This window comes from Burkholderia diffusa, assembly GCF_902499115.1.
GTDB classification, from domain to species: domain Bacteria; phylum Pseudomonadota; class Gammaproteobacteria; order Burkholderiales; family Burkholderiaceae; genus Burkholderia; species Burkholderia diffusa.
Window position 1 is genome coordinate 165025 of sequence record NZ_CABVPN010000007.1, and the last position, 23260, is coordinate 188284.

Below are 23260 nucleotides of genomic sequence, written 5' to 3' on the forward strand. Positions count from 1 at the left end.
GCCGCTGCCCGTCACGCATCAGCCGCCCGATTCGATGAACCCGCCCTCTGGCGCCTGGTGCGGCACATACCAGCCGAAATACACCTCGGCCTCGACGATCCGGCCATCGCGGACACGCAACCGCTCCGCATTCCGGAACCGCCTGCCCGCAATCGTGTCGGCTTCGTACACGACGAACACGTATTCGCCGTGCACGGCGACGTCGACAAACGCGAAGCTGGCGAGCATCGCGCTGTTCGGCCAGCAGCGCGCCAGATACGTGTCGCGGTCGAGCCGGTTGTCGAGCGGGCTCGTGAAATGGAAGTCTGGTGCGATCAGCGCTTCGATCGCGTCGCGGTCCTTGTCGACATACGCGCGATAGCTGGCACGCGCAACGTCACCGGGGTCGTCTGTCATCGTCGTTACTCCGCGAAGGGCGGGGCCGACGCGACAGCCCGCGTCGCCCCGAGGCATCGATCAAACGCATGCGGGCGGCACGAACGACCACGACCGCCCGCGCATGCAGCTATGCGCGCATGCCCGACTCGATGCCATTCACGAAAACCCGCACCGGGCGATCGCCGCGGCCGCCTGCACGCGCCGTGCCACGCCACGCCACGCTTTCCGCCGCGAGCACCGATGCCGCGGCTGCCCGTTGCCCGTTTCCGCACGCACGGGCATGATGTCCGCCAGCGTGCCGGCCGGGCCGCCCGGCTTCGGCGGTCATCGGCGCCGCGACCGGCATGTCTTGCATGCGCCGCCGGCATCATCGAGCAATCCGCGTGCCGGCCCCGGCCGCCCACCTCATCGAGTCCATGTCACTACGCGCATTCAGAACGCTGGTCGCGATCGCCCGATACCGAACCTTCGCACGCGCCGGCGAAGCGATCGGGCTCACACAATCGGCCGTGAGCCTGCAGATCAAGGCGCTCGAAAGCGAATACAACGTCCGGCTGTTCGACCGTTCGCGCCGCCAGCCGGTGCTCACCGAAGCCGGCAACATCCTCGTCGCGCAGGCCGAGCAGGTGCTCGCGATGGTCGACCGGATTCCCGATGCGCTCAGCGACGAGAAGAAGCTCGTCGGCCGCCTGCGGATCGGCGCGATCCAGACCGCGCTGTCCGGCCCGCTGCCCGATGCGCTGCTCGCGCTGCGCGCGGCGCACCCGTCGTTGCGCGTGCACGTATCGGCTGGCATGTCGGCCGAACTGGCGAACCGCGTCGCCGCCGGCGAACTCGACGCCGCGATCACGACGCGCCCGGTGCGCCCGCATCCGGCGGAACTGACATGGACCACGCTGTACGAAGACCGCTTCTGGCTGCTCGCGCCGCCGCAGTATGCGGAGCGCGACGCGGGCACGCTGCTCGAGGAATTGCCGTTCATCCGCTTCGACGCGCAGGCGTGGGCCGGCCGGATGATCGCCGCCGAGTTGCGCCGCATCGGCGTGCGCGTGCGCGAGGAGATGGTGCTCGACAGCGCGGAGACGATCGCGCGGATGGTCGCGCGCGGGCTCGGCGCGGCGATCGTCGCGCTCCCCGACTCGACGCTCGCGCGACTGCCGCCCGTCACGCGCTTGCCGTTCGGCCAGCCGCAGATGGGCCGCGCGGTCGTGCTGCTCGAACACCAGTCGCGGCCGGCGGAGCGTTTCGCGCGCGCGCTGGCCGCCGAAGTCACCGCGTCATCGATGAGAATTTCTCATTGAACACCCGATAATTAACCATTATTCCTGCTGCATCCGCGTGTTAACTTGGCGGCATCGTCACTCTTTCGATTGCGTGCCGCCATGTTGCCCGCCGGATGGATTCCCGCTTCGTTCCGCTGCTCCGCGTGCCTGCCGTCCCGCCCGTGTCGCCTGAAGGCGCGTCGATGATCGGCCCGATCCTGCTCGCGCTCGCGCCGGTCGCGCTGCTGGTCGCGCTCGGCCACGGCCTCCGGCGCACGGGCTTCATCGGCGATGCGTTCTGGCCGCACGCCGAGCGGCTGTGCTACTACGTGCTGCTGCCGGCGCTGTTCGCGAACGGTCTCGCGAATGCCCGGCTGCAAGCGCTGCCCGTCCTGCCGCTCGCGGCGGCGCTGGTCGGCTCGACCGTGTTCGTCTCGATGCTGCTTCTGCTGGTCCGCCGCTTCGTGTCGGTCGACGGCGCCGGGTTCACGTCGGTGTTCCAGGGCGCGGTGCGCTTCAACAACTATGTCGGCACCGCACTCGCCGCCGGACTCTTCGGCGCGCACGGAATCGCGCTCGCGGCCGTGTGCGTCGCGGCGATCGTGCCGACCGTGAACCTGATGTGCGTGCTGGTATTCGCGCGCTACGGCGACACGCGGCTCGGCGCGTGGGCGCTCGTGCGTCAGATCCTGTCGAATCCGCTCGTCGTCGGGTGCGCGCTGGGGATCGCGATGCAGGTTGCCGGCATCGCGTTTCCGGCCGCCGTCGAACCGGCCGTGCGCGCGCTCGGCGCCGCCTCGATGCCGCTCGGCCTGTTGTGCGTGGGCGCCGCGCTGAAGTTCGACGCGGCGCGCGAATGGATGCAGCCGACGTGCATCGCGTCGGCGTTCAAGTTCATGGCGATGCCGCTCGCCACACTCGCGGCCGGCCGCCTGTTCGGGCTCGGCGATGTCGCACTGACCATCGCGCTGCTGTTCCAGGCGCTGCCGACGTCGTCCTCGTCGTACATCATGGCCCGCCAGCTCGGCGGTAACGCGCCGCTGATGGCCGGCATCACCGCGTTCCAGACGATCGCCGCCGCGCTCGCGATGCCGGCCGTGCTGACGGCGCTTGGGTCGGCGCCGGTGTTTCGCTGACGGCCCGGCACCTCGGCATGTCGCTTTCCGTCGTGGACGCGCGGCCGCAGGGGCCAGTTCAACTCGCGAAGGTTCGGGGACGGATGGCGAATCCCGCCGCACGCGCGCAACTGCCGCGTCGTTGCGCGAGACACACGCATCGCCGATGTGCCCCCGGTTCTTCTCGCAGCCCCGCCAAAAACCGCCTATGGTGAATGAAGCGCGTCCGTGCCTCCGCCATTCGACTTCACGTCGCTCGCACCGGCGGCCACGGCGCCGCGTTCCGGCACCATTCCCCGCAGTCGCGTGCACGCCCGGCCATGCGTGCGGCTGCGCCGCCCACCGGGCTACAAGGAGGTAATCATGAAAGCCGTGCTGCTCGTCAGCTCCGCCGTGCTCGCCATGGCGTCCGTTTCCGCCTCGGCTCAAGGCGCGATCACCAAGGTCGAAAACGGCGCGCTCGTCGCCGCGAACGGCATGACCGTCTATGTATTCGACAAGGACAAGCCCAACGCCGGCACCAGCGCATGCACGGGCCAATGCGAATCGTTCTGGCCGCCGTACAAGGCCAGCGCGACCGACGTCCCGGTCGGCCCCTACACGATCGTCAAGCGCGGCGACGGTAGCCCGCAATGGGCCTACAAGGGCAAGCCGCTGTATTTCTTCTCGAAGGACATGAAACAGGGCGATCGCAACGGCGACAACTTCAAGAACATCTGGCACGTGGTCGCGCCGTAAGCGCGCCTTCGCCGTCTTCCGAGGCGGCACGGCCGCCGCACGTGTAAAAAGGCCCGCCCCGGTCATCGACCGGGCGGGCCTGTGCGTCTTTACGCCGGCCGCGTGGCATCACGCCGCCGGCCGGCACGCGTCGCGGCCGGATCGCGCGTCAGCGGTTCGACGGGAAGCTGAACACCGTCCCTTCGCGTACGCCGGCCGAGGGCCAGCGCTGCGTGATCGTCTTGCGTTTCGTGTAGAACCGCACCGCGTCCGGGCCGTACGCGTGCAGGTCGCCGAACAGCGAGCGCTTCCAGCCGCCGAACGAGTGGTACGCGACGGGCACCGGCAGCGGTACGTTGATGCCGACCATGCCGATCTGGATGTTGTCGCTGAAGTAGCGCGCCGCTTCGCCGTCGCGCGTGAACAGGCACGTGCCGTTGCCGTATTCGTGCGCGTCGATCAGCGCCATCGCCTCGTCGAGCGACTTCAGGCGGATCACGCCGAGCACCGGCCCGAAGATCTCGTGCTGGTAGATCGGCATGCCGGGCTTCACGTTGTCGAACAGGCACGGGCCGAGGTAGTAGCCGCCGTCGTGGCCGTCGACCTTCACGCCGCGGCCGTCGACGACGAGCGTCGCGCCCGCTTCCACGCCCGCGTCGACGAAACCCGTCACCTTCTCGAAATGCTGCTGCGTGACGAGCGGGCCCATGTCGACGCCCGCGCCGTTGCCCGGGCCGACCTTCATCTTCTCGATCTCGGCCTTCAGGCCCGCGACGACCTTGTCGCCCGTTTCATCGCCGATCGCGACGACCAACGGGATCGCCATGCAACGCTCGCCGCACGAGCCGTACGCGGCGCCCATCAGCGCATTCACCGCGTTGCCGATGTCGGCGTCGGGCATCACGACCGCGAAATTCTTCGCGCCGCCGAGCGCCTGCACGCGCTTGCCGTGCGCGCAGCCGGTCGAGTAGATGTATTCGGCGATCGGCGTCGAGCCCACGAAGCTCACCGCCTTCACGCGCGGGTCGGTCAGGATCGTGTCGACCGCTTCCTTGTCGCCGTTCACGACGTTCAGCACGCCAGGCGGCAGGCCAGCCTCGAGCGCGAGCTCGGCCATGCGCAGCGTCGACGACGGCGTGCGCTCCGACGGCTTCAGCACGAACGTGTTGCCGCACGCGACGGCCATCGGCCACATCCACAGCGGCACCATCACCGGGAAGTTGAAGGGCGTAATGCCGGCCGTGACGCCCAGCGCCTGGAACTCGCTCCACGAATCGATCGCGGGGCCGACGTTCTTGCTGTGCTCGCCCTTCAGCAGCTCGGGCACGTAGGTCGCATATTCGACGTTCTCGATCCCGCGCTGCAGTTCGCCCATCGCGTCGGCGAGCACCTTGCCGTGCTCGGCGGTGATCAGCGCGCACAGCTCGTCCGCGTGTTCCTCGAGCAGCGTCTTGAAGCGGCTCATCACGCGCGCGCGCTTCAGCGGCGGCGTGTTGCGCCACGCCGGGAACGCGGCCTGCGCGGACGCGATCGCGGCTTCGACGGTCAGCTTGTCGGCAAGCGCGACGCTCTTGTGCGATTCGCCGGTGGCCGGGTCGAACACCGGCTGGACGCGGCTGCCGCCGTCGACGCGCTTGCCGTCGATCAGGTGGCCGACGGTGGAGGTCACATTGCTGTCGTGTTTCATGTTTCTGGCTCTGTCGTGAATTCGGTTGTCGCAGGGAACGGGCCGCGGCTCAGTCCACTTCGTTCAGCGCGTCGGACAGCGCGTTGACCAGGTTGTCGATCTCGCGCTTCTCCGAGATGAACGGCGGCGCGAGCTGGATCGTGTCGCCGCCGTAGCGCACATAGAAGCCCTTCGCCCAGCAGCGCATCGCGATCTCGTACGGGCGCCGTGCCGGCTCGCCCGGCAGTGCCGCGATCGTCAGGCCGGCCGCGAGGCCGTAGTTGCGGATGTCCGTGATATGGCGCTGGCCCTTCAGCCCGTGCACGGCCGCCTCGAAATGCGGCGCGAGATCGCGCACGCGGGCCACCGCGTCTTCCTTCACGAGCAGGTCGAGCGCCGCGACGCCGGCCGCGCACGCGACCGGATGCGCCGAGTACGTGTAGCCGTGCGGGAACTCGAGCATGTACTCGGGGCCGCCCGCGGCCATGAACGTGTCGTAGATTTCCTTCGTCGCGATCACGCCGCCGAGCGGCTGCACGCCGTTGGTCACCTGTTTCGCGAAGTTCATGATGTCCGGCACCACGCCGAACGCGTCGGCGCCCGTCATCGCGCCGGCCCGGCCGAAGCCCGTGATGACTTCGTCGAAGATCAGCAGGATGTCGTGCGCGGTGCAGATATCGCGCAGGCGCTTCAGATAGCCCTTCGGCGGCACGACCACGCCCGCCGAACCCGAGAACGGCTCGACGATCACGGCGGCGATGTTCGATGCGTCGTGCAGCGCGATCAGGTCGAGCAGGCGGTCGGCCAGCTCCGCGCCGTGCTCGGGCATCCCGCGCGAGAATTTGTTTTCGGCGAGCTGCGTGTGCGGCAGGAAGTCGGCGTCGATCCCCTGGCCGAACAGCTTGCGGTTCGGCCCGATCCCGCCGACCGAAATGCCGCCGAAGTTCACGCCGTGATAGCCCTTCTCGCGGCCGATCAGGCGCGTCTTCGTGCCCTTGCCCTTGGCGCGCCAGTACGCGCGGGCCATCTTCAGCGACGTGTCGGCCGCTTCCGAGCCCGAGCCCGTGAAGAATACGTAATCGAGGCCGGCCGGCGTCAGGTCCTTGATCTTGTTCGCGAGCTCGAACGACTTGGGGTGGCCGAACTGGAACGCCGGCGCGTAGTCGAGCTGCGCGACCTGGCGGCTCACGGCTTCCGTGATTTCCGTGCGGCCGTGACCGAGGCCCGTGCACCACAGGCCCGACAGGCCGTCGAAGATCTTGCGGCCTTCGCCATCCGTGAAATACGCGCCCTTGGCCGACACGATCATGCGCGGGTCGGACTTGAACTGGCGGTTCGCCGTGAACGGCATCCAGTGGGCGTCGAGCCAGGCGGCGTCGGTGCGGATGTTCGTCTCGTCCTGCTGGCTGGCGGTGATCGTATCGGTCATGTCGGTCGGCGCGGCGCGCCCCTCCTTCTTGTGATGATGTTGCGCATTGTCGGGAGGCCAATTAGTCTCTTCAATATCGCAATATCAATGTTCACTTGCGCAACTATGCAAGCAAAGAAACCAAAGAGCCGCGCGCTGCTCGGGCAACTCAGCGACATGGATCTGCGGCTGCTGCGGGTCTTCAAGGGCGTCGTGCAGTGCGGCGGGATGGCGGCGGCCGAACTCGAGCTGAATATCGGCATCTCGACGATCAGCCGGCACGTGAAGGACCTGGAAACGCGCCTCGGCCTCGTACTGTGCCGGCGCGGCCGCGCCGGCTTCACGCTGACCGCCGAGGGGCAGACCGTCTACGAGGAAACGCTGCGACTGCTCGCGTCGATGGAAGCATTTAGAAGCAGAATAGACGGCATTCACGACAAGATGGGCGGAGAATTGCACGTCGCCGTATTCGACAAGACGGCCACCAACCCGAACGCGCGGCTCGGCGACGCGATCCGCCAGTTCACGGACGAAGCGCCCGACGTCGCGCTGAACCTGCATGTTGCGTCGATCAACGAGGTCGAGCGCGGGATCATCGACGGCAGCTATCAGGTCGGGATCATCCCCGCGCACCGCAGCTCGGGCAGCCTCGTGTATTCGGAACTGTTCGACGAGCGGATGCTGCTGTACTGCGGCCGCCAGCACCCGCTCTTTGACGCACCGCACGGCAAGCTCACGTGGACGACGATCCGCAACCACGCGTTCGCCGGGCTCGGCTTCCATTCGCCGAACATGGAGCTGAGCCATCGCGCGAAGCTCACGCGCAGCGCGACGGCATCGGACCAGGAATCGATCGCGACGCTGATCCTGTCCGGCCGCTATCTCGGCTTCCTGCCCGACCATTACGCGGAGAGCTTCGAAAACAAGGGGCTGATGCAGCCGATCGCGCCGCACCGCTTCAACTACCGGTGCCGGTTCGTGAGCCTGCTGCGCCGCTCGCCGCGGCCGTCGCGGGCCGCGCTGCTGTTCCAGTCGTGCCTCGAAGCCGCGCATGCGGCGGCGCGGCCGGGCGCCGACGTGTAGCCGCGGACGTGCAGCCGCGTTCAGGCTTCGCTGGCGCCGCCGTCCGACGAGGGGCTGCGGCCCGATCCGGCTCTGCGATAATGCGCACTTCCCGTTTCCGCTCCGCCTCCCGCCATGACGCAGCCGTCCGCCCCGCTCCCCAACGACCTGCCGCCGATTTCCTGCCTGCCCGGCGATGCGCTGCCGTGGCTATCGATGAGCGCCGACCTGCCGGGGCTCGCGATCAAGTATTTGCATATCAATGCGGCGGAAGACACGCTGACCGCGCTGCTGAAAATGCCGGCCGGCGGCACGCTGCCGCGCCATCGCCACGAAGGCGAGGTCTTCGTCCATACGCTGCAGGGTGCGTGGCGCTACCGCGAGTACGAATGGATCGCGCAGGCCGGCTCGACGGTGCTCGAACCGGCCGGGTCGGTGCATACGCCGGAAACGCTCGGCGCGCCCGGCGACGACGTGATCACGCTCAACGTGATGCGCGGCGATCTGGTTCTGCTCGACGACGACGGCCGCGAGACCGCGCGCGAGAATTGCCGCGTCGCGCTGCTGCGCCAGCGCAAGCATGCGCGCACCGCGCCGCACGATGCGGCGCCGTTCGTCACGCGGTAAGACCGGCGACATCGTCGCGTCAGGATCCGCACGGTGCCGGCACTCGCCAACGCGCGCATGGCTGCCGGCGCACTGCGCCAGCCAGCCTGGCCGCCCCCGGGCGGCGTTACCGGAAACGCCGGAAGAATCGCCGAATATCGTCGGCCAGCAGTTCCGGCTCTTCCATCGCGGCAAAATGGCCGCCGCTCGGCATGTCGGTCCACTGCACGACATCGAACACCCGTTCGAGCCAGCTGCGCGGCGGACGACTGATTTCCTTCGGAAAGCGTGCAAACGCGACGGGCGCCGCCACACGTTGCCCAGCTGCGAAGCGCATCGGCTGCAGCCGGTTTTCCCAATACATCTGCATTGACGAGCCGATGCAGCCGGCAAACCAGTAGAGCGAGATTCCGGTCAGCAGCGTGTCGTGCGAAAACCGTTTTGCGACGTCACCATCGCAATCGCTCCACGCGCGGAATTTCTCGGCGATCCACGCGGCCAGCCCGGCCGGCGAATCGTTGAGCGCGACGGCCAGCGTCTGCGGCTTCGTCATGTGCAGATGCGCGTATCCGCCCTCCAGCGCAGCCCACTCTCCACGCTGCGTCACAAAGGCCCGTTCGTCCTCGGTCAGCGGCGAAGCCGCGTCGACCGGAGGCTCGTAGCTGCCGGGCAGGTAGTTCAGATGGATACCGTCCACCGCATCGGGATGCCGCGCGCCGAGCGCAATCGACACGCCTGCGCCCAGATCGCCGCCTTGCGCGCCGAAGCGGCGATATCCGAGCCCGGACATCAACGTCGCCCAGCAGTCGGCGACCTGAAATGCCGACATGCCGGGTGCCGCGGGCGCTGGTGAGAACGCGAAGCCGGGAAGCGACGGCGCGACAACGTCGAACGCGTCGTGCGGATCGCCGCCGAAAGCGGCCGGATCGCACAGGCGATCGATCAGCGCGTCGAATTCGAATACGGAGCCCGGCCAGCCGTGCGTGATGACGAGCGGATACGGCTTCGGCCCCGCCCCACGCCGATGAATGAAATGCACGCGTTGCCCGCCTGCGTCCGCGACGAACTGCGGCTGCCGGTTCAGCGCCCGCTCCGCCGCACGCCAGTCGAAGCGCTCGCCCCAGTACGCAACCAGTTCGCGCAGCCACGCGCCATCCACACCCTGCTGCCACGGCGCGGCGGGTGTCAGCACCGGCGCGCGCATGTCGCGCAGGCGCCGACGCAGGTCATCAAGCGCGTGATCGGGAATCGCAACGTTGAACGGGGCGGCGTGCATGGTGTCTCCTGGCGAGGAATGCCGGAGATTCTGCGCGATTTTTCAGACCCGCGCTGGCGGCGCCCGCCCGCGAGCGTCAGCCCGTTTCGCGCGCGTCCGCCCGCGCGTCGCGCCGCACGGCCTGGGGCGGCACGCCGAAGCCGCGCACGAACGCATCGCGCAGGTGGCGCCGGTCGCGGAAACCGTTCTCCTTCGCGATCACATCGAGCGAATGCCGGCTCTGCTCGATCATCAGCCGCGCGGCCTCGAGCCGCAGCCGCTCGATCGCCTTCGCCGGCGACTGCCCGGTTTCGAGCGTGAACACCCGGCTGAACTGGCGCGGGCTCAGGTGGACGGCGTCGGCCAGTTCCTCGACGGTCAGCGCGCGCCCGAGGTTCTGCCGCGCATAGTTCAGCGCATTCTGGATCCGGTCCGATTTCGGCGCGAGGTCCAGCATTTCCGAATGCTGCGACTGCCCGCCCGCGCGACGCTGGTGCATCACGAGCTTGCGCGCGACCGAGCGCGCGACGTCCGGGCCGAGATCCTTCTCCACCATCGCGAGCGCCAGGTCGAGGCCGGCCGTCATCCCGGCGGACGTCCAGATCGGGCCGTCGACGATATAGATCCGGTCCTCCTCGACACGAATGTCCGGAAACTGCTTCTGCATGTCGCGTCCGTACGCCCAATGCGTCGTCGCGCGGCGCTGCGCGAGCAGCCCGGCCTCGGCGAGCACGAACGCGCCCGTGCAAATGCCGGCGATCCGGCGCGCGCGCGCGTTCGCGCGCCGCAGGAACGCGACGACGCCGGCCGGCGCCGGCGACGCGAGCGGATCGTTGACGCCCGCGACGATCCACGTATCGACGTCGATCCGCCCGCGCAGCGCGCGCGTCGCGACCGGCAATCCGAGCGATGAACGCACGTCGCCGCCGTCGACGGAATAGTTGTCCATCACGTAGAAAGGCTCGCCCACGCCCATGTTCGCGTACTCGAACACCGACTGCGCGGCGAGCGCCATGATCTGGAAGCCGTCGCTGATCAGAAAGCCGATGCGGTGCATGCGTATCTCCAGTGCCGGGACATGATCCTCACGACCCACCCGATGTCCTAAATCATACCCATCTAGGTCATTTGTGTCGCGGCGATTCGAGGCCAGAATGCCTTCACGCACTCACCCTTTCCTCGACATGGAGCGACATCATGACTGAAGCACATCGCGGTACCGCCGTCATTACCGGCGCATCGTCCGGCATCGGCGCGATCTATGCGGACCGCCTCGCGCGCCGCGGCTACGACCTGATCCTGGTCGCACGCAACCGCGACCGGCTGGCCACGCTTGCCGAGCGCATCACGAACGACACGCAGCGCAGCGTCGAGATCGTCGGCGCGAACCTCGACGACCGCGCGGCGCTCGCCACCGTCGAGGCGAAGCTGAAGCAGGACGCGAGCATCACACTGCTCGTCAACAACGCGGGCGTCGGCACGCACACGTCGCTGCTCGACAGCGACGTCGACGCGATGACGCGGACGATCGACCTGAACGTGACCGCGCTCACGCGCCTGACCTATGCCGCCGTACCCGGCTTCGTGGCGCGCGGGCGCGGCGCCGTGATCAACATCTCGTCGATCGTCGCGCTGTCACCGGAAACGCTCAACGGCGTCTACGGCGGCAGCAAGGCATTCGTGCTCGCGTTCAGCCAGTCGCTGCACCACGAACTCGCGGACCACGGCGTGCAGGTGCAGGCCGTGCTGCCCGGCGCGACGGCCACCGACTTCTGGCAGACCGGCGGCCTGCCGCTCGAACACCTGCCGAAGGAGATCGTGATGTCGGCCTCGGACCTGGTCGACGCAGCGCTGGTCGGCTTCGATCGCGGCGAGCTCGTGACGATTCCGTCGCTGCACGCGGCCGACGAATGGGATGCGTACGAGGCCGCGCGCCGCACGATGGCGCCGCACCTGTCGACGGATTCGCCGGCGCCGCGCTACGCGGTTGCGCGCTAGTCGGGCAGTATCCGCGTCGCGCCCGTGCTGTCCGGGCGCGACGCTCCCGAATCGACGCGCGTCGACGGCGCTTGCGCCACCGCAGCCGTCGACGCCGGGACGCATTCCGGACCCTGCGTTGCGTTCCCGCCAAAGCCGGTTGCGCCCCGCTTGCCACGCATTTCCCGCGACGATAAGCTGCGCGATTGCAACTCCCGAAGCAGCGCCAGGCGGCATTCGTCCGATCATCGGCGCAATCGACCGTCGCGGAATTCAACCATGCGGTTCCGAATGTTCACCTCCGGGGCCGGCGACACACCCGCCTCCTCTCGCGTTCCCGCCGACGATCGCCCGGCGCTCGCGCCGTTGCCCGAACTCGAGACCGTGTGCCGTCTCGCCCGCGCGCACGTCGGCACGGCTGGCGCGTTCGTCACTTACGCCGAAGCCGGCACACAGCATGTGGTCGCGTCCGACGGGACGCTGCCCGCCACGCTTTCTTCCGTGCACTTCCCGCAGCGTGTCGAGCGCACCTCGGCGCCCGACCGGCGATTCATCACGCCCGATGCGGGTGGCCTGCCGCTCGACGCACCGCATATCGTCGCGGCCTGCGAACTGATTGCGGCCGACGGCACCACGCGTGGCGCACTGTGTATCGTCGACGACGCGGGCCTGATGCTCGACGCCGCGCAACGCGCTTTCCTGCATGACCTTGCCACGCTCGCGGAACACGCGATCGCCCGCGCGAACGCGCAGGCCGCGCTGCACGAACGGCTCGGCATCGTCGCGGAACGCAGCGCGCTGACCACGCTCGCGCTGACCGAAAGCGGCACCGGCGTGTGGGATCGCAACGTGGAAACCGGCGAGATCCATTATTCGGCGGCCTGGAAGGCGCTGCTCGGCTACGCGCCCCACGAACTGACGAGCCGGATCGAGGATGCGTACGAACGGCTGCACCCGGACGATGTCGCCGACGTGAAGGCCGCGATGATCGCGCATTTCGAAAACCGCACCGACAGCTATGCGGTCGAGCACCGCATTCGCTGCAAGAACGGCACGTACAAATGGATCTGCAGCCGCGGCAAGGTCATCTCCCGCGACAGCAACGGGCGGGCGTTGCGCATGGTCGGCACGACCACGGACATCACCGCGCTGCGCGAACTCGCCGGCCGGCTGAGCGACTCCGTCACGCTCGTGACGAACCTGACCGATCAGGTTCCCGGTCTCGTGTTCCAGCTGCGGCAGACCGCCGACGGCCGCCGGTTCTTTTCGTACGCGAGCGCGGGTGTGCGCGACATCTACGAACTGACGCCCGAGCAGATTGCCCACGACGCGGATGCGGTCGAGACCCGGATTCATCCGGCCGATCTGGTCGCCTACCGCCAGTCGCTGCTGACGTCGGCCGAGCGACTGGCACCGTGGCGGCTCGAATACCGCGTGCTGCTGCCGGACCAGGGGATGCGCTGGCGCGAAGGCGACGCACGGCCGCAACGCATGCCGGACGGCGGCACGGTCTGGCACGGCTTCATCACGGATGCGACCGAGCGCAAGCACATCGAGACCGAGCTGCACCGGATGGCGACGACCGATCACCTGACCGAACTGTCGAACCGCCACGCGTTCATGCGGCTAGGCGAAGCCGCGTTGCGCCGCGTGCGCGCGACCGGCCAGGACGCCGCGGTGCTGATGCTCGACCTCGACCACTTCAAGGCGCTGAACGACCGCTGGGGACATCCGTTCGGCGATCGCGCGCTCCGGCATTTCGCGCGGCTGCTGCTCACGGAAATCGGGCCGGACGGCATCGTCGGGCGCATCGGCGGCGAAGAATTCGCGATCGTGCTGCCGCACGCCGGAATCGATGCGGCGTGCGCGCTCGCGCGGCGCGTGCAGCAGCGCGCGGCCGATTCCCGGCTCGTGCACGAGGATCAGGCGCTTGCGCTGACCGTCAGCATCGGCATCGACGCGATGCGGACGTCCGACTTGGGCGCGTACCAGGCGCTATCGCGTGCGGACAAGGCGCTGTATGTCGCGAAGGAACGCGGCCGCAACCGGATCGAGGTGTATCGACCCTAGCCGCGCACCGCGCCGGTGCACACCCGTCAACGCGACGCGAGCGCCGCGTCACGCGAGGTCGCGCGCACGCCCAGCAGCATCGCGACCGCGCATGCGGCCAGCAATCCCGCGATCATCAGCATCGCCGAGTCCATGCTGCCGGTGCGGGTGCGAATCATCCCGACGATCCACGGCGTGATCATCCCGCTCGATACGCCGATGCTGCTGATCAGCGCGATCCCGCCCGCCGCGCCGGCGCCGGAGAAATACGCGGACGGCACGGCCCAGAACACCGGATGCGCGGCGAAGATCAGCATCGCCGCGATCGACAGCAGCGCCATCATCGCGACGATGCTCGGCAGGTGCAGCGTCAGCAACGCGAGCGTCAGCGCGCCGCCGAATGCGCACGCGGCGAAGTGCCAACGACGCTCGCGCCTGCGGTCCGAGCGCCGCGCGATCACGAGCAGGCCGGCCGCGCCGATCGCGTTCGGCACGATCGACAGCAGGCTGATCTGCACGACGTCGTGAATGCCGAATTCGCGAATCATCAGCGGCATCCAGAACAGCAGCATCAGCAGCGCGGTCGTCAGCGAAAAATAGATGAACGCGAACAGGTAGGTGCGCGGCTCGGCCAGCACCTGCCGCAGCGATGCGGCCGCGTGCGCGGGTGCGGCCGCGCGATCGGCGGCCAGGTCGGCCTCGAGCCGTTGCCGGTCGTCGTCGGACAGCCAGCGCGCCTGTTCGGGGCGGTCGCACAGCCAGAACCACGCGATCACGCCGAGCAGGATCGCGGGCGCGCCCTCGATCGCGAACATCCACTGCCAGCCGTGCAGCCCGAGCACGCCGGACATCCCGCGCATCAGCCAGCCCGACAGCAGCCCGCCGACCATCCCGGCCACCGCGACGCCCGCATAGAAGATCGACAGCACCGACGCGCGCCGGCGCGCGGGATACCAGTACGTCAGGTAGAACACGACACCGGGGAAGAAGCCGGCCTCGAAAAGCCCGAGCAGGAAGCGCAGCACGTAGAAGTGCTTCGCGCTGTCGACGGTGATCATCGCGACCGACACCGCGCCCCACAGGAACATGATCCGCGCGAACGTGCGGCGCGCGCCGAAGCGGCGCAGCAGCGCGTTGCTCGGCACCTCGAACAGCACGTAGCCGACGAAGAACAGCACCGCGCCGAGGCTGTACATCGCGTCGGTCAGGCCGAGATCCTGCCGCATCTGCAACTGCGCGAAGCCGATGTTGCTGCGGTCGAGGATCGACACGATGTAGCAGATGAACAGGAACGGCACGATCCGCACGCCGATGCGGCGGTACAGCGCGTCGTTGTCCGACGGGCGCGACGCGGATGCGACGGGATGCGCGGCGTCCGCTTGAAGATGGGCTGACATCGATCGTCTCCTCGATGGATGCGAATACGGGGCCTGCAGGACACGCAACGCCGGACGCCACCGGCCCGCATGCAGCGCCCCGCCGTGGTTCAGGCCCGCCGCGCGGGTTCGCCCTTCACGCCGAGCATCAGCGCCGCGCCGCTCAGCGCGAGCAGCGCCGCCAGCAGGTACACGGCGAGATCCATGCTGCCGGTGCGCGTGCGGATCAGCCCGATCACCCACGGGCTGACGATGCCGCTCGTGATCCCGATGCTGCTGATCAGCGCTATCCCTGCCGCGGCCGCATTTCCCGACAGATAGCGGGTCGGCACGGCCCAGAAGATCGGCAGCGCGGCGAAGATCAGCGTCGCCGCGATCGACAGGCACGCAAGCATCGCCGCGAAGCTGTGCAGGTGCAGCGTCAGCGCCGCGAGTGCGAGCCCGCCGCCGATCGTGCAGCATGCGAAGTGCTTGCGGCGCTCGCCGGTGCGGTCCGAGCGGCGCGCGATGAGGATCAGCCCCACCGCGCCGACCGCGTTCGGCACGACCGTGTAGAGGCTCACGGCCACGACGTCGGTCACGCCGAAGTCGCGGATCATCAGCGGCATCCAGAAATTGAGCGTCAGCGACGCGCAGGTCAGCGAGAAGTAGACGAACGCGAACAGGTAGACGCGCGGGTTCGCGAGCGCGGCCATCAGGCTGCGTGTGTCGTGCGCGCCGTGCGCACGGCTGTCGCCGCACAGCGCGGCGACGCGCGCCTTTTCGTCGGACGTGAGCCACGCGGCGTCCTGCGGCCGGTCGACGAGATAGGCAAACGCGAAGCACGCGAGCACGATCGCCGGCGCACCTTCGATCGCGAACATCCACTGCCAGCCGTACAGCCCGAGCACGCCGCTCATGTCGCGCATGATCCAGCCCGACATCAGGCCGCCGAGCACGCCGGCCACCGCGACGCCCGCGAAGAAGACCGAGATCGCCGCCGCGCGGCGGTTCGCGGGGAACCAGTAGGTCAGGTACAGAACGATGCCGGGAAAGAAACCGGCCTCGAACACGCCGAGCAGGAAGCGCAGCACGTAGAAATGCGACGGCTGCGACACGAACATCATCCCGGTCGACGCGATGCCCCACAGCAGCATGATCCGCGTGAACGTGCGGCGCGCGCCGAAGCGCGCGAGCAGCAAGTTGCTCGGCACCTCGCAGAACACGTAGCCGACGTAGAACACCGCGGCGCCGAGGCCGTACATCGCATCGCTGAAGCCGAGGTCGTGCTTCATCTGCAACTGCGCGAAGCCGATGTTGATACGGTCGAGGAACGACACGACGTAGCAGAGGAACAGGAACGGCACGATCCGCCATGCAATCTTGCGGAACAGCAGCGCGTCGCCGGCGTCCGACGCCGGTGTGGATTCATATGTGGAAGCCGACGCCGCAACACTCGCGTGCGCGATCGTCGCTTCGGCGGGAAGCGATCGGGGCATGTCTCTCTCCAAACGGGCCGCGCGATTCGAGCGCGCAGCAGTCTCCGAGGGCGTACGTGCGCCCTGCATTCTTGTGAGACCGGAAGCCGGCGCCCTGAACCGCGGCCCAATGCCGCCGTCGTTCAGGCGCCTTCAGTAAAACGGCACGACGCCCGCCTGGACACCGCGCCGCGGTGAGCGGCTCAGTCCTGCAGCGCGTCCCACATTTCCTTGTCGCGCTGCGCGGTCCAGATGCGCGGATGCGTGATGCCGCTCGCCTCGTCGAACGCGCGCGACACGTCGAACGGCAAACAGTGCTCGTAGATGAACACGTGGCCGAACTTCGGATCCATCGCTTCGCGCGTGAGCGCCATCGACGCCTTCAGGTCGAGCTTGCGCTCGACGGCTTTGCGGCCCTGCGCGAGCAGCGTCGTCACGAAGTCCTTCGTGTAGTCGAGGCCCTTGTCGACCTCGGCCGGATTCAGCAACGCGGGGCCGCGGCCGGGCACGAGCTTTTCCGCGCCGAGCGCGCGCAGCGCCTCGAGCGTGGCCGGCCATTGTTCGAGCTGCGCGTCGCCGCAATAGCAGGCCGCGTCGTATTCGACCAGGTCGCCGGAGAACAGCACCTTCTGCGACGGCAGCCAGACGATCGTGTCGCCCTTCGTGTGGCCCGAGCCGACGTGCATGATCTTCACTTCGAGCTTGCCGAGGAACAGCGTGATCTCGCGCTCGAACACGAGCGTCGGCCAGGTCAGGCCCGGCACCGTCTCGACGCCCGCGAACAGGCGCGGAAAGCGTTCGATCTCCGACTTCATGTCGGCCTCGCCGCGCTCGACGATCATCTCGTACGTGCCGCGGCTCGCGATCACGTGCTGCGCGCCTTCGTCGAAATACGCGGACGCGCCGAGCACGCGCACCGCGTGGTAATGCGACAGCACGACGTGCTTGATCGGCTTGTCGGTCACGCTGCGGATCTTCGCGATCAGGTCTTGCGCCATCGCCGGCGTCGCGGTCGTGTCGACGATCAGCACGCTGTCGTCGCCGATGATCACGCCCGAGTTCGGATCGCCTTCGGCGGTGTACGCGTACGCGTTCTCGGACAACTGCGTCCAGGTGACTTTCTTCTCTTCCAGATCGGCTTGGGAGGCGAATGCTTTGGCCATGTTGCGTTCCGTGGCTGCGAGCCATGTGTTGAGGGGAGTGAGCGGATCATCTGCCCGCGACGATTATTTGTCAATGACAAAGTCGCTTGCTATTGTTTAATACGGGTAAACCTGTGGGCTGGCGCGTCAAATGGCGTCGGATACCATGCGGGGTTTCGTCAACGGAAGAATCATCGCGTGCAGAACCATGAAGTCAGCGCGGACGACGCGCCGCCCAAGGCGCAGCGCGGGATCCAGAGCGTCGAGGTCGGCGGCCGGCTGCTCGACGCGCTCGCGCGCCGGCGCAAGCCGCTCGGGCTGTCGGAGCTGGCGGCCGCGGCCGACCTGTCGACCGCGCAGGCGCACACCTATCTCGTCAGCCTGACGCGGCTCGCGCTCGTGAAGCGCGATGCGCTCACGGGCAACTACGAGCCAGGGCCGCTGTCGCTGCGGCTCGGGCTGATGTCGATCGAGCGCCAGCCGGCCTATCGCGCGGCGCTGCCGCACGCGGCGCGGCTCGCGGAAGCGGTCGGCCTGAGCGTCGCGCTGTCGGTGCCGGGCGTGCTCGGGCCCACGATCGTGCGCATCGAGCATGGCGGCTATCCGCTGCACGTGAACCTGCACGTCGGATCGGTGATGTCGCTTGACATGACGGCGACCGGCCGGGTGTTCCGCGCGTTCGGCGACCCCGCGCAGCTCGACGCGATGGCGGCCAGCCAGGCCGGCGCCGGCGACACGCTCGCGGGTGCGGAAGGCGTCCAGCCCACGTCCGACGCCGGCGCGTGGCAGGCCGAACTCGACGCGATCCGCGCGCGCGGGATCGAGCGCGGCGTGGACCGGCCGAGCCCCGGCGTCAGCGCGATGTGCGTGCCGGTGCTGGACGCAGACGGACGCCTGCAACTCGCGTTGACGGTGATCGGCTCGACCGGATCGATCGATGTCGGATGGGACGGCCCGATCGCGACGGCGCTGCGCGACGCGGCACGGCAAGCCACTGCGTCGCTCGGCGCGGGACGCGATGCGCCGCCGATCGCGCCGGGCATGCTCCCGGCCACGCAGCGCATGCCGCCCGCGCTCGCTGACGATACGAAAGCGCAACGCGGCATCAACGCGCTCGACAGCACGGGCGAACTGCTGCTGGCACTCGTCTCGGCGGGTCGTGCACTGCCGCTGCGCGACCTCGCGGCGGCGGCCGGCATGCCGGCCGCGAAGGCATTTCCGCATCTGGTGAGCCTGCAGAAGATCGGCCTGCTGAGCCGCGACGACGCCGGCTGCTTCGGCGGCGGGCCGCTCGCCCAGGCGCTCGGCCTGATCGCGATGCAGCGCGTGTCGCCGACGCGCGATGCGGAAGCCGAGATCGTCGCGCTGGCGGCCGCGACCGACATGAGCGTGGCTGCCGCGACGCTCGGGCCGCTCGGGCCGACCGTGATCCGCCTCGAGGAATCCGCCCGGCCGCAGCACGTGAGCCTGCAGGTCGGCACGGTGATGTCGCTCGTGAATACCGCGATAGGGCGGATCTTCGCGGCCGGCATGTCCGACGACGTGCTGGCCGGCCTGCTGACCGACGAGCCGGTGCGCCTCGCCGGCCGCGCGACGCAGATCGACGACGCATTCCGCGCGCGGCTCGCGACGATCCGCGCGGACGAGCTCGATTTCGCGTTCGATGCACCGGTGCCGGGCATCGGGACGATCGCCGCGCCCGTGTTCGATCACACCGGCAGCATCCGGCTCGTGATCGCGATCATCGGTTCGTCGCGCGGCTTCCCGCGCGGGCCAGAAAGCGAACTCGCGCATGCGCTGCTCGCCGCGACGCGCCGCCTGTCGTGGCGCTTCGGATGGATCGGCGGGTAAGCACCGCTCTGCTGCCGCCCCCTTTCTCCCCGCCTGACATCCCTTTCCGTCCGTCAATGCGCGGCCGTGCTCGCCACGGCCTCGTTACGCCTGTCCGCCATGCAGGCTCAGGCGCAATTCATGTTGCGCAGCAGCAACAGAAATTGTCAGTAATTCTCATATAACGAAATCGCATTTCACAACGCGGCGACGCTCCTCTATCATTAGGGTTATCCCTAACTCGCCACCTACATGGGGCTTCGTCATGCAAACGTCTAATGTCTCCGATCGTTCCACCCAATCCTCTGGCTGGCTCGCACGTGTTGGCGAGCTGCTTGCAGAAGCATGGGCACTGCACCTCGAGAATTGCGAAGTCATCGCTGAAGCGCACGCACGCCTGCCGCGCTGAGCGCAGCGTCACGCCGCCGGCCGGCGGGCACGCCATCCGTCCGACCCGCCTGCCGGGACGCGCACCGAAAGGCCGCCGCGCCCGGCATCGGCGTGACGGATGAAGGCCGCAAAAGCTGGCGGAAGATTCATCCGTTTTACCGCCCCGCAGGCATTTCCCGCCTGTTTCCGGCTCCGGGCCGCGCCCTCTGGACGCGACAGCCCGATTACCACTCTGCTTCGGCACAACCGCGAATCTCGTCGTCGCGACGATCCGCGGCCCATCTCGCCTGTCGTCACACTTGAATCGACGGCACGTCTTTCATGCACCGCAGCGCGAACATCGAGCGGCTATGGCGGATGCTCGAAATCCGGTACAGCTTCTCGCGCAGGAAGCGCTCATAGCCGGCCGTGCCGTCCACCGCGACCTTGATCCAGTAGTCGTATTCCCCCGACACGAGGTAGGCCTCGAGCACTTCGGGCAGCGCCGCGAGTTCAGCGCCGAAACGCGCGAGCGCGTCGTCCTCGTGGCGATCGAGCGTGACTTCGAGGATCACGATGTCCGCGTAGCCGAGCATGCGCTGGTTGACCAGCGCGACGTAGCCGTCGATGTAACCGTCGAGCTCGAGCTGCCGCGTGCGGTTCCAGCATGCGGTGGTCGACATGCCGATCTGTTCGGCCAGTTCGGCGTTCGACAGACGCGCATTCTTTTGCAGTGCACCGAGGATCTTGCGGTCCTGGTTGTCGAGGGTTTTCGGCGTGCGTTCGCGGGTAGCCATGATGTAAAGAATTTTCTACTTGAAATCGGCATTCTATCTGAACAGGATTCCGGTTTCGGGCGTGCTTTACTGGAAAACAGGAAGCCTTTTAACCGGCTCGCTTGATACATTTTCTCCATGCCTGTTGTCCGGCACGCTCCCCGCGACAACCCCTTCGCACCGGGACGCACGACCGCAATCACGAGTTGCGGCGCCGGACACGCAGGCATGCAATGTCCCGCCTCCCGCGCGCCTATCCGGCTGCACGGGCCGGCGCCTGATCCTTCGTTTTCCGCACCTCCCGTCATGTCGTTCAGGCTCTATCTGTCGTTCCTCGCTGCGTCCGCCGTCCTCATCTACGCCCCCGGCCCCGTCAACCTCCTCACGATGAACCAGGCATTGCGCACCGGCTGGCGCCGCGCGCTGCCGTGCGTATGGGGCGGCACGCTCGCCGTGCTGCTGCAGCTCGCGCTGACCGCGCTGTGCCTGAATTCGCTGGTCCATCTCGACGAGCACGCGCTGAACGTGCTGCGCTGGGCCGGCGCCGCCTACCTCGTGTGGCTCGGCGGCAAGCAATGGCTAGGCCGCGCGCAGCTCACCGCGCCCGCCGCGTCGACCCAGCCCGGCAGCGCCGCACCCGACGACACCGACAGCGGACGCGCGCTGTTCTGGCGCGGCCTCGCCACCTCCGGCCTGAATCCGAAGACGCTGCTGTTCTTTCCGTCGTTCTTTCCGCAGTTCATCGTTCCGAGCGCAGACTGGAGCCTGAACGCGCAGTTCCTGCTGCTCGCGACGTCCTTCGCGCTGCTGTTCGCCGGTGGCATTGCGTCGATGGCGCTCTTCTCGCACCGGCTGAGCCATGCGCTGCGGCGTCCGGCACGGATGCGCGCGATGAACCGAGTGACCGGCGGTCTGCTGGTCGGCATGGGCGCGATCATGGTCGGCTGGAACTGAGACCGCGCGGCCGCACGCGCAGGTGCTGGGTCACCCGCGCACCCCGCGAAAAAGCAGCCGATCGCCGAATGCTTTAGGGTAGCGCCTGGTTCGTTGGACATGCCCGGCTCGACCGGGTGATTGCATGAAGCACGTCACTACCCGCCTGCGGCGGCTGTTCGCGCCGATCGGCCTGCACTGGTATCTCGCTCTCCTCCTCGCGCTCGATGCACTGATGGTGCTGCGCCCCGTCGTCGCCCATGCGAAGCTCGGCGTGCATCGTGCGTGGCTCACCGACGCGCTGAATCTCGTCGATAACGCCGGCCTCGTCGTGCTGCCGCAGGTCGTCGTCGCGACCGGCCTCGCGACGATGGCCATCGGCATCGTGCTGCGTGCGCGCGTCGCGTGGGTGCTGTCGATCCTGCTGCTGGTCGCGGCCGCCGCGATCAGCATCCTCGGCGGCTACCGCAGCAACGCGGTGTTCGTGTACACGGCCGTGCTGGCCGTCACGCTGATCTACTACTGGCGCCATTTCGACCGCGCGAGCGTCGCCGCGAGCAGCCTGTTCGCGCTGCTCAGCATCGTGTCGCTGTTGATCTACGCGACCTTCGGCGTGCTGTATCTCGGCGACGAATTCACGCCGCCGGTCCACGACCTCGCCACGGCCGTCTACTTCTCGATCGTGTCGATGTCGACGGTCGGCTACGGCGACATCGTGCCGCACGCGCCCACCGCGCGCCTCTTCACCGCATCGGTGATCGTGCTCGGCATCACGGTGTTCGCGACGTCGATCAGCGCGGTTGTCGGGCCGGTGATCGGCGGCAACCTGAAACGGATCGTCAAGGGAGGCATTTCGAACGTGATCCGCAAGCATCATTTCCTGATCGTCGGCGCGACGCCCGTCGCGCATGCAGTGCACGAGGGGCTGCGCAAGCGCGGCTACGCCGTGACCGTCATCGTGCCGGCCGGCGTCGAGCACAACTATGCGGGCGGGACCGACCTGATCGTCGGCGACGCCACCGACCACGCGGTGCTGGAAAGCGCTGGCGCGGCAACGGCCCGCGCGGTGCTCGCGCTGCGTTCCGACGATGCCGAGAATGCGTTCATCATCCTCGCGATCCGCGAGATCGCGTCGACGGTGCGTACCGTCGCGCTCGTGAACCAGCAACGCAACCTCGAGCGGCTGCGCCTGCTGAAGCCGGACATGGTGTTCTCGCCGCAGCAGCTCGCGGGCGAACTGCTCGCCAGCACGCTCAACGACGAACCGGTCGACAAGTCGGTGATCTCGCACCTGCTGTTCGGCACCGACGCCGCCGCGTGACCGGTGCCGGCCGACGCGCGGCCGGTACAATCGCGCGATGTCCGAATTGCTCACTTACGGCGGCCTGTTCGCCGTGTCGATGGTCGCCGCGACCCTGCTGCCGCTCCAGTCCGAAGCCGTGCTCGCCGGCCTGCTGCTCGCCGGACGCGAGCCCATGTGGGCGCTGCTGCTGGTCGCGAGCGTCGGCAACGTCGCGGGCTCGGTGGTCAACTGGGCGCTCGGCCGCGGCATCGAGCATTTCCGCGACCGCCGCTGGTTCCCGGTCAAGCCGGCCGCGCTCGCGCGCGCCGAGCGCTGGTATGCGCGCTACGGCCGCTGGTCGCTGCTGTTGAGCTGGGCGCCGGTGGTCGGCGATCCGCTGACGATGGTCGCCGGCGTGCTCCGCGAACCGCTGCCGACCTTCCTCGCGATCGTCACGATCGCGAAGGTCGGGCGGTATCTGGCCGTCGCGTGGCTCGTGATGCACTGACGCTGCCCGCCTGCGTCGGGCGAGCCTGCCCGCCCCCTCCGGCTTCGCACCGCTAAAGAATTCACCGAAGCTGCCGTATTCCTTACGGTATG

The 23260-nt window shown here is 68.2% G+C and carries 20 protein-coding genes; 11 read left to right on the plus strand and 9 right to left on the minus strand.

Translation table 11 applies throughout. The features are described from left to right. Positions 1–18: 18 nt before the first annotated feature. The gene (locus BTE28158_RS09350) at positions 19–396 is read right to left on the minus strand and encodes a nuclear transport factor 2 family protein (RefSeq protein ID WP_124623889.1); all 378 of its coding nucleotides are present in this window, start codon (positions 394–396) and stop codon (positions 19–21) included. Positions 397–794: 398 nt separating this feature from the next. On the opposite strand from BTE28158_RS09350, the gene BTE28158_RS09355 reads away from it, so the two are divergent. The 3 genes from BTE28158_RS09355 to BTE28158_RS09365 all read left to right on the plus strand — a co-directional run bounded on the left by BTE28158_RS09355 (position 795) and on the right by BTE28158_RS09365 (position 3493). After that, a complete protein-coding gene (locus BTE28158_RS09355) occupies positions 795–1679 on the plus strand; it encodes a LysR family transcriptional regulator (RefSeq protein ID WP_151049934.1) in 885 nt (294 codons plus the stop codon). Positions 1680–1843: 164 nt separating this feature from the next. After that, complete coding sequence (locus tag BTE28158_RS09360; RefSeq protein WP_151049932.1) at positions 1844–2776, plus strand: AEC family transporter; 933 nt, start codon at positions 1844–1846, stop codon at positions 2774–2776. Positions 2777–3118: 342 nt separating this feature from the next. Then, a complete protein-coding gene (locus BTE28158_RS09365) occupies positions 3119–3493 on the plus strand; it encodes a COG4315 family predicted lipoprotein (RefSeq protein ID WP_151049931.1) in 375 nt (124 codons plus the stop codon). Between the two features lie 148 nt (positions 3494–3641). On the opposite strand, the gene BTE28158_RS09370 is transcribed toward BTE28158_RS09365, so the two are convergent. Both BTE28158_RS09370 and aptA read right to left on the minus strand, forming a co-directional pair. Then, positions 3642–5159 (minus strand): CoA-acylating methylmalonate-semialdehyde dehydrogenase, encoded by a 1518-nt coding sequence (locus tag BTE28158_RS09370; RefSeq protein ID WP_151049929.1) that lies wholly within the window; start codon positions 5157–5159, stop codon positions 3642–3644. A gap of 49 nt (positions 5160–5208) precedes the next feature. Further along, entirely contained in the window at positions 5209–6567 is a 1359-nt protein-coding gene (gene aptA, locus BTE28158_RS09375; protein ID WP_059599400.1) for an omega-aminotransferase AptA, read from the minus strand. Between the two features lie 105 nt (positions 6568–6672). Here aptA and BTE28158_RS09380 point away from each other — a divergent pair, with 105 nt between their 5' ends. Both BTE28158_RS09380 and BTE28158_RS09385 read left to right on the plus strand, forming a co-directional pair. Then, the gene (locus tag BTE28158_RS09380; RefSeq protein ID WP_059599399.1) at positions 6673–7629 is read left to right on the plus strand and encodes a LysR family transcriptional regulator; all 957 of its coding nucleotides are present in this window, start codon (positions 6673–6675) and stop codon (positions 7627–7629) included. 114 nt (positions 7630–7743) lie between these two features. Next, entirely contained in the window at positions 7744–8235 is a 492-nt protein-coding gene (locus BTE28158_RS09385; RefSeq protein ID WP_151049927.1) for a 2,4'-dihydroxyacetophenone dioxygenase family protein, read from the plus strand. A gap of 106 nt (positions 8236–8341) precedes the next feature. Here BTE28158_RS09385 and BTE28158_RS09390 read toward each other — a convergent pair whose 3' ends face one another. Beyond that, positions 8342–9490, minus strand: coding sequence for an epoxide hydrolase family protein (locus tag BTE28158_RS09390; RefSeq protein ID WP_151049925.1), 1149 nt, complete (start codon positions 9488–9490; stop codon positions 8342–8344). A 76-nt stretch (positions 9491–9566) separates the two neighbouring features. Beyond that, positions 9567–10526, minus strand: coding sequence for a GlxA family transcriptional regulator (locus BTE28158_RS09395; RefSeq protein WP_151050177.1), 960 nt, complete (start codon positions 10524–10526; stop codon positions 9567–9569). 140 nt (positions 10527–10666) lie between these two features. Between BTE28158_RS09395 and BTE28158_RS09400 the strand changes: the two genes are divergently transcribed. Both BTE28158_RS09400 and BTE28158_RS09405 read left to right on the plus strand, forming a co-directional pair. Next, positions 10667–11467 carry an SDR family NAD(P)-dependent oxidoreductase gene (locus BTE28158_RS09400; protein WP_151050178.1) on the plus strand — a complete coding sequence of 267 codons (801 nt, stop codon included), beginning with the start codon at positions 10667–10669 and terminating at the stop codon, positions 11465–11467. A gap of 270 nt (positions 11468–11737) precedes the next feature. After that, the gene (locus BTE28158_RS09405; RefSeq protein ID WP_239007217.1) at positions 11738–13516 is read left to right on the plus strand and encodes a sensor domain-containing diguanylate cyclase; all 1779 of its coding nucleotides are present in this window, start codon (positions 11738–11740) and stop codon (positions 13514–13516) included. Between the two features lie 26 nt (positions 13517–13542). Here BTE28158_RS09405 and BTE28158_RS09410 read toward each other — a convergent pair whose 3' ends face one another. The 3 genes from BTE28158_RS09410 to BTE28158_RS09420 form a co-directional block, all read right to left on the minus strand. Further along, positions 13543–14892: an MFS transporter gene (locus BTE28158_RS09410; protein WP_151050182.1), complete on the minus strand. Its 1350-nt coding sequence runs from the start codon at positions 14890–14892 to the stop codon at positions 13543–13545. An 89-nt stretch (positions 14893–14981) separates the two neighbouring features. After that, complete coding sequence (locus tag BTE28158_RS09415; RefSeq protein ID WP_151050183.1) at positions 14982–16349, minus strand: MFS transporter; 1368 nt, start codon at positions 16347–16349, stop codon at positions 14982–14984. 182 nt (positions 16350–16531) lie between these two features. Further along, positions 16532–17491, minus strand: a complete 960-nt coding sequence (locus BTE28158_RS09420; RefSeq protein ID WP_059599391.1) for an MBL fold metallo-hydrolase — start codon at positions 17489–17491, stop codon at positions 16532–16534. 177 nt (positions 17492–17668) lie between these two features. Between BTE28158_RS09420 and BTE28158_RS09425 the strand changes: the two genes are divergently transcribed. Next, entirely contained in the window at positions 17669–19321 is a 1653-nt protein-coding gene (locus tag BTE28158_RS09425) for an IclR family transcriptional regulator (protein WP_151050185.1), read from the plus strand. A gap of 662 nt (positions 19322–19983) precedes the next feature. Here BTE28158_RS09425 and BTE28158_RS09430 read toward each other — a convergent pair. Further along, on the minus strand, positions 19984–20466 hold the full coding sequence (locus BTE28158_RS09430) for an Lrp/AsnC family transcriptional regulator (protein WP_006755380.1): 483 nt from the start codon (positions 20464–20466) through the stop codon (positions 19984–19986). 285 nt (positions 20467–20751) lie between these two features. On the opposite strand from BTE28158_RS09430, the gene BTE28158_RS09435 reads away from it, so the two are divergent. From BTE28158_RS09435 to BTE28158_RS09445, 3 genes are all read left to right on the plus strand, one after another. Beyond that, positions 20752–21399, plus strand: a complete 648-nt coding sequence (locus BTE28158_RS09435; RefSeq protein WP_151050187.1) for a LysE family translocator — start codon at positions 20752–20754, stop codon at positions 21397–21399. 124 nt (positions 21400–21523) lie between these two features. Then, positions 21524–22699 (plus strand): voltage-gated potassium channel protein, encoded by a 1176-nt coding sequence (gene kch, locus BTE28158_RS09440; protein WP_124900755.1) that lies wholly within the window; start codon positions 21524–21526, stop codon positions 22697–22699. Between the two features lie 37 nt (positions 22700–22736). After that, positions 22737–23168, plus strand: a complete 432-nt coding sequence (locus BTE28158_RS09445; RefSeq protein ID WP_124623851.1) for a YqaA family protein — start codon at positions 22737–22739, stop codon at positions 23166–23168. The last annotated feature ends 92 nt before the right edge of the window (positions 23169–23260 follow it).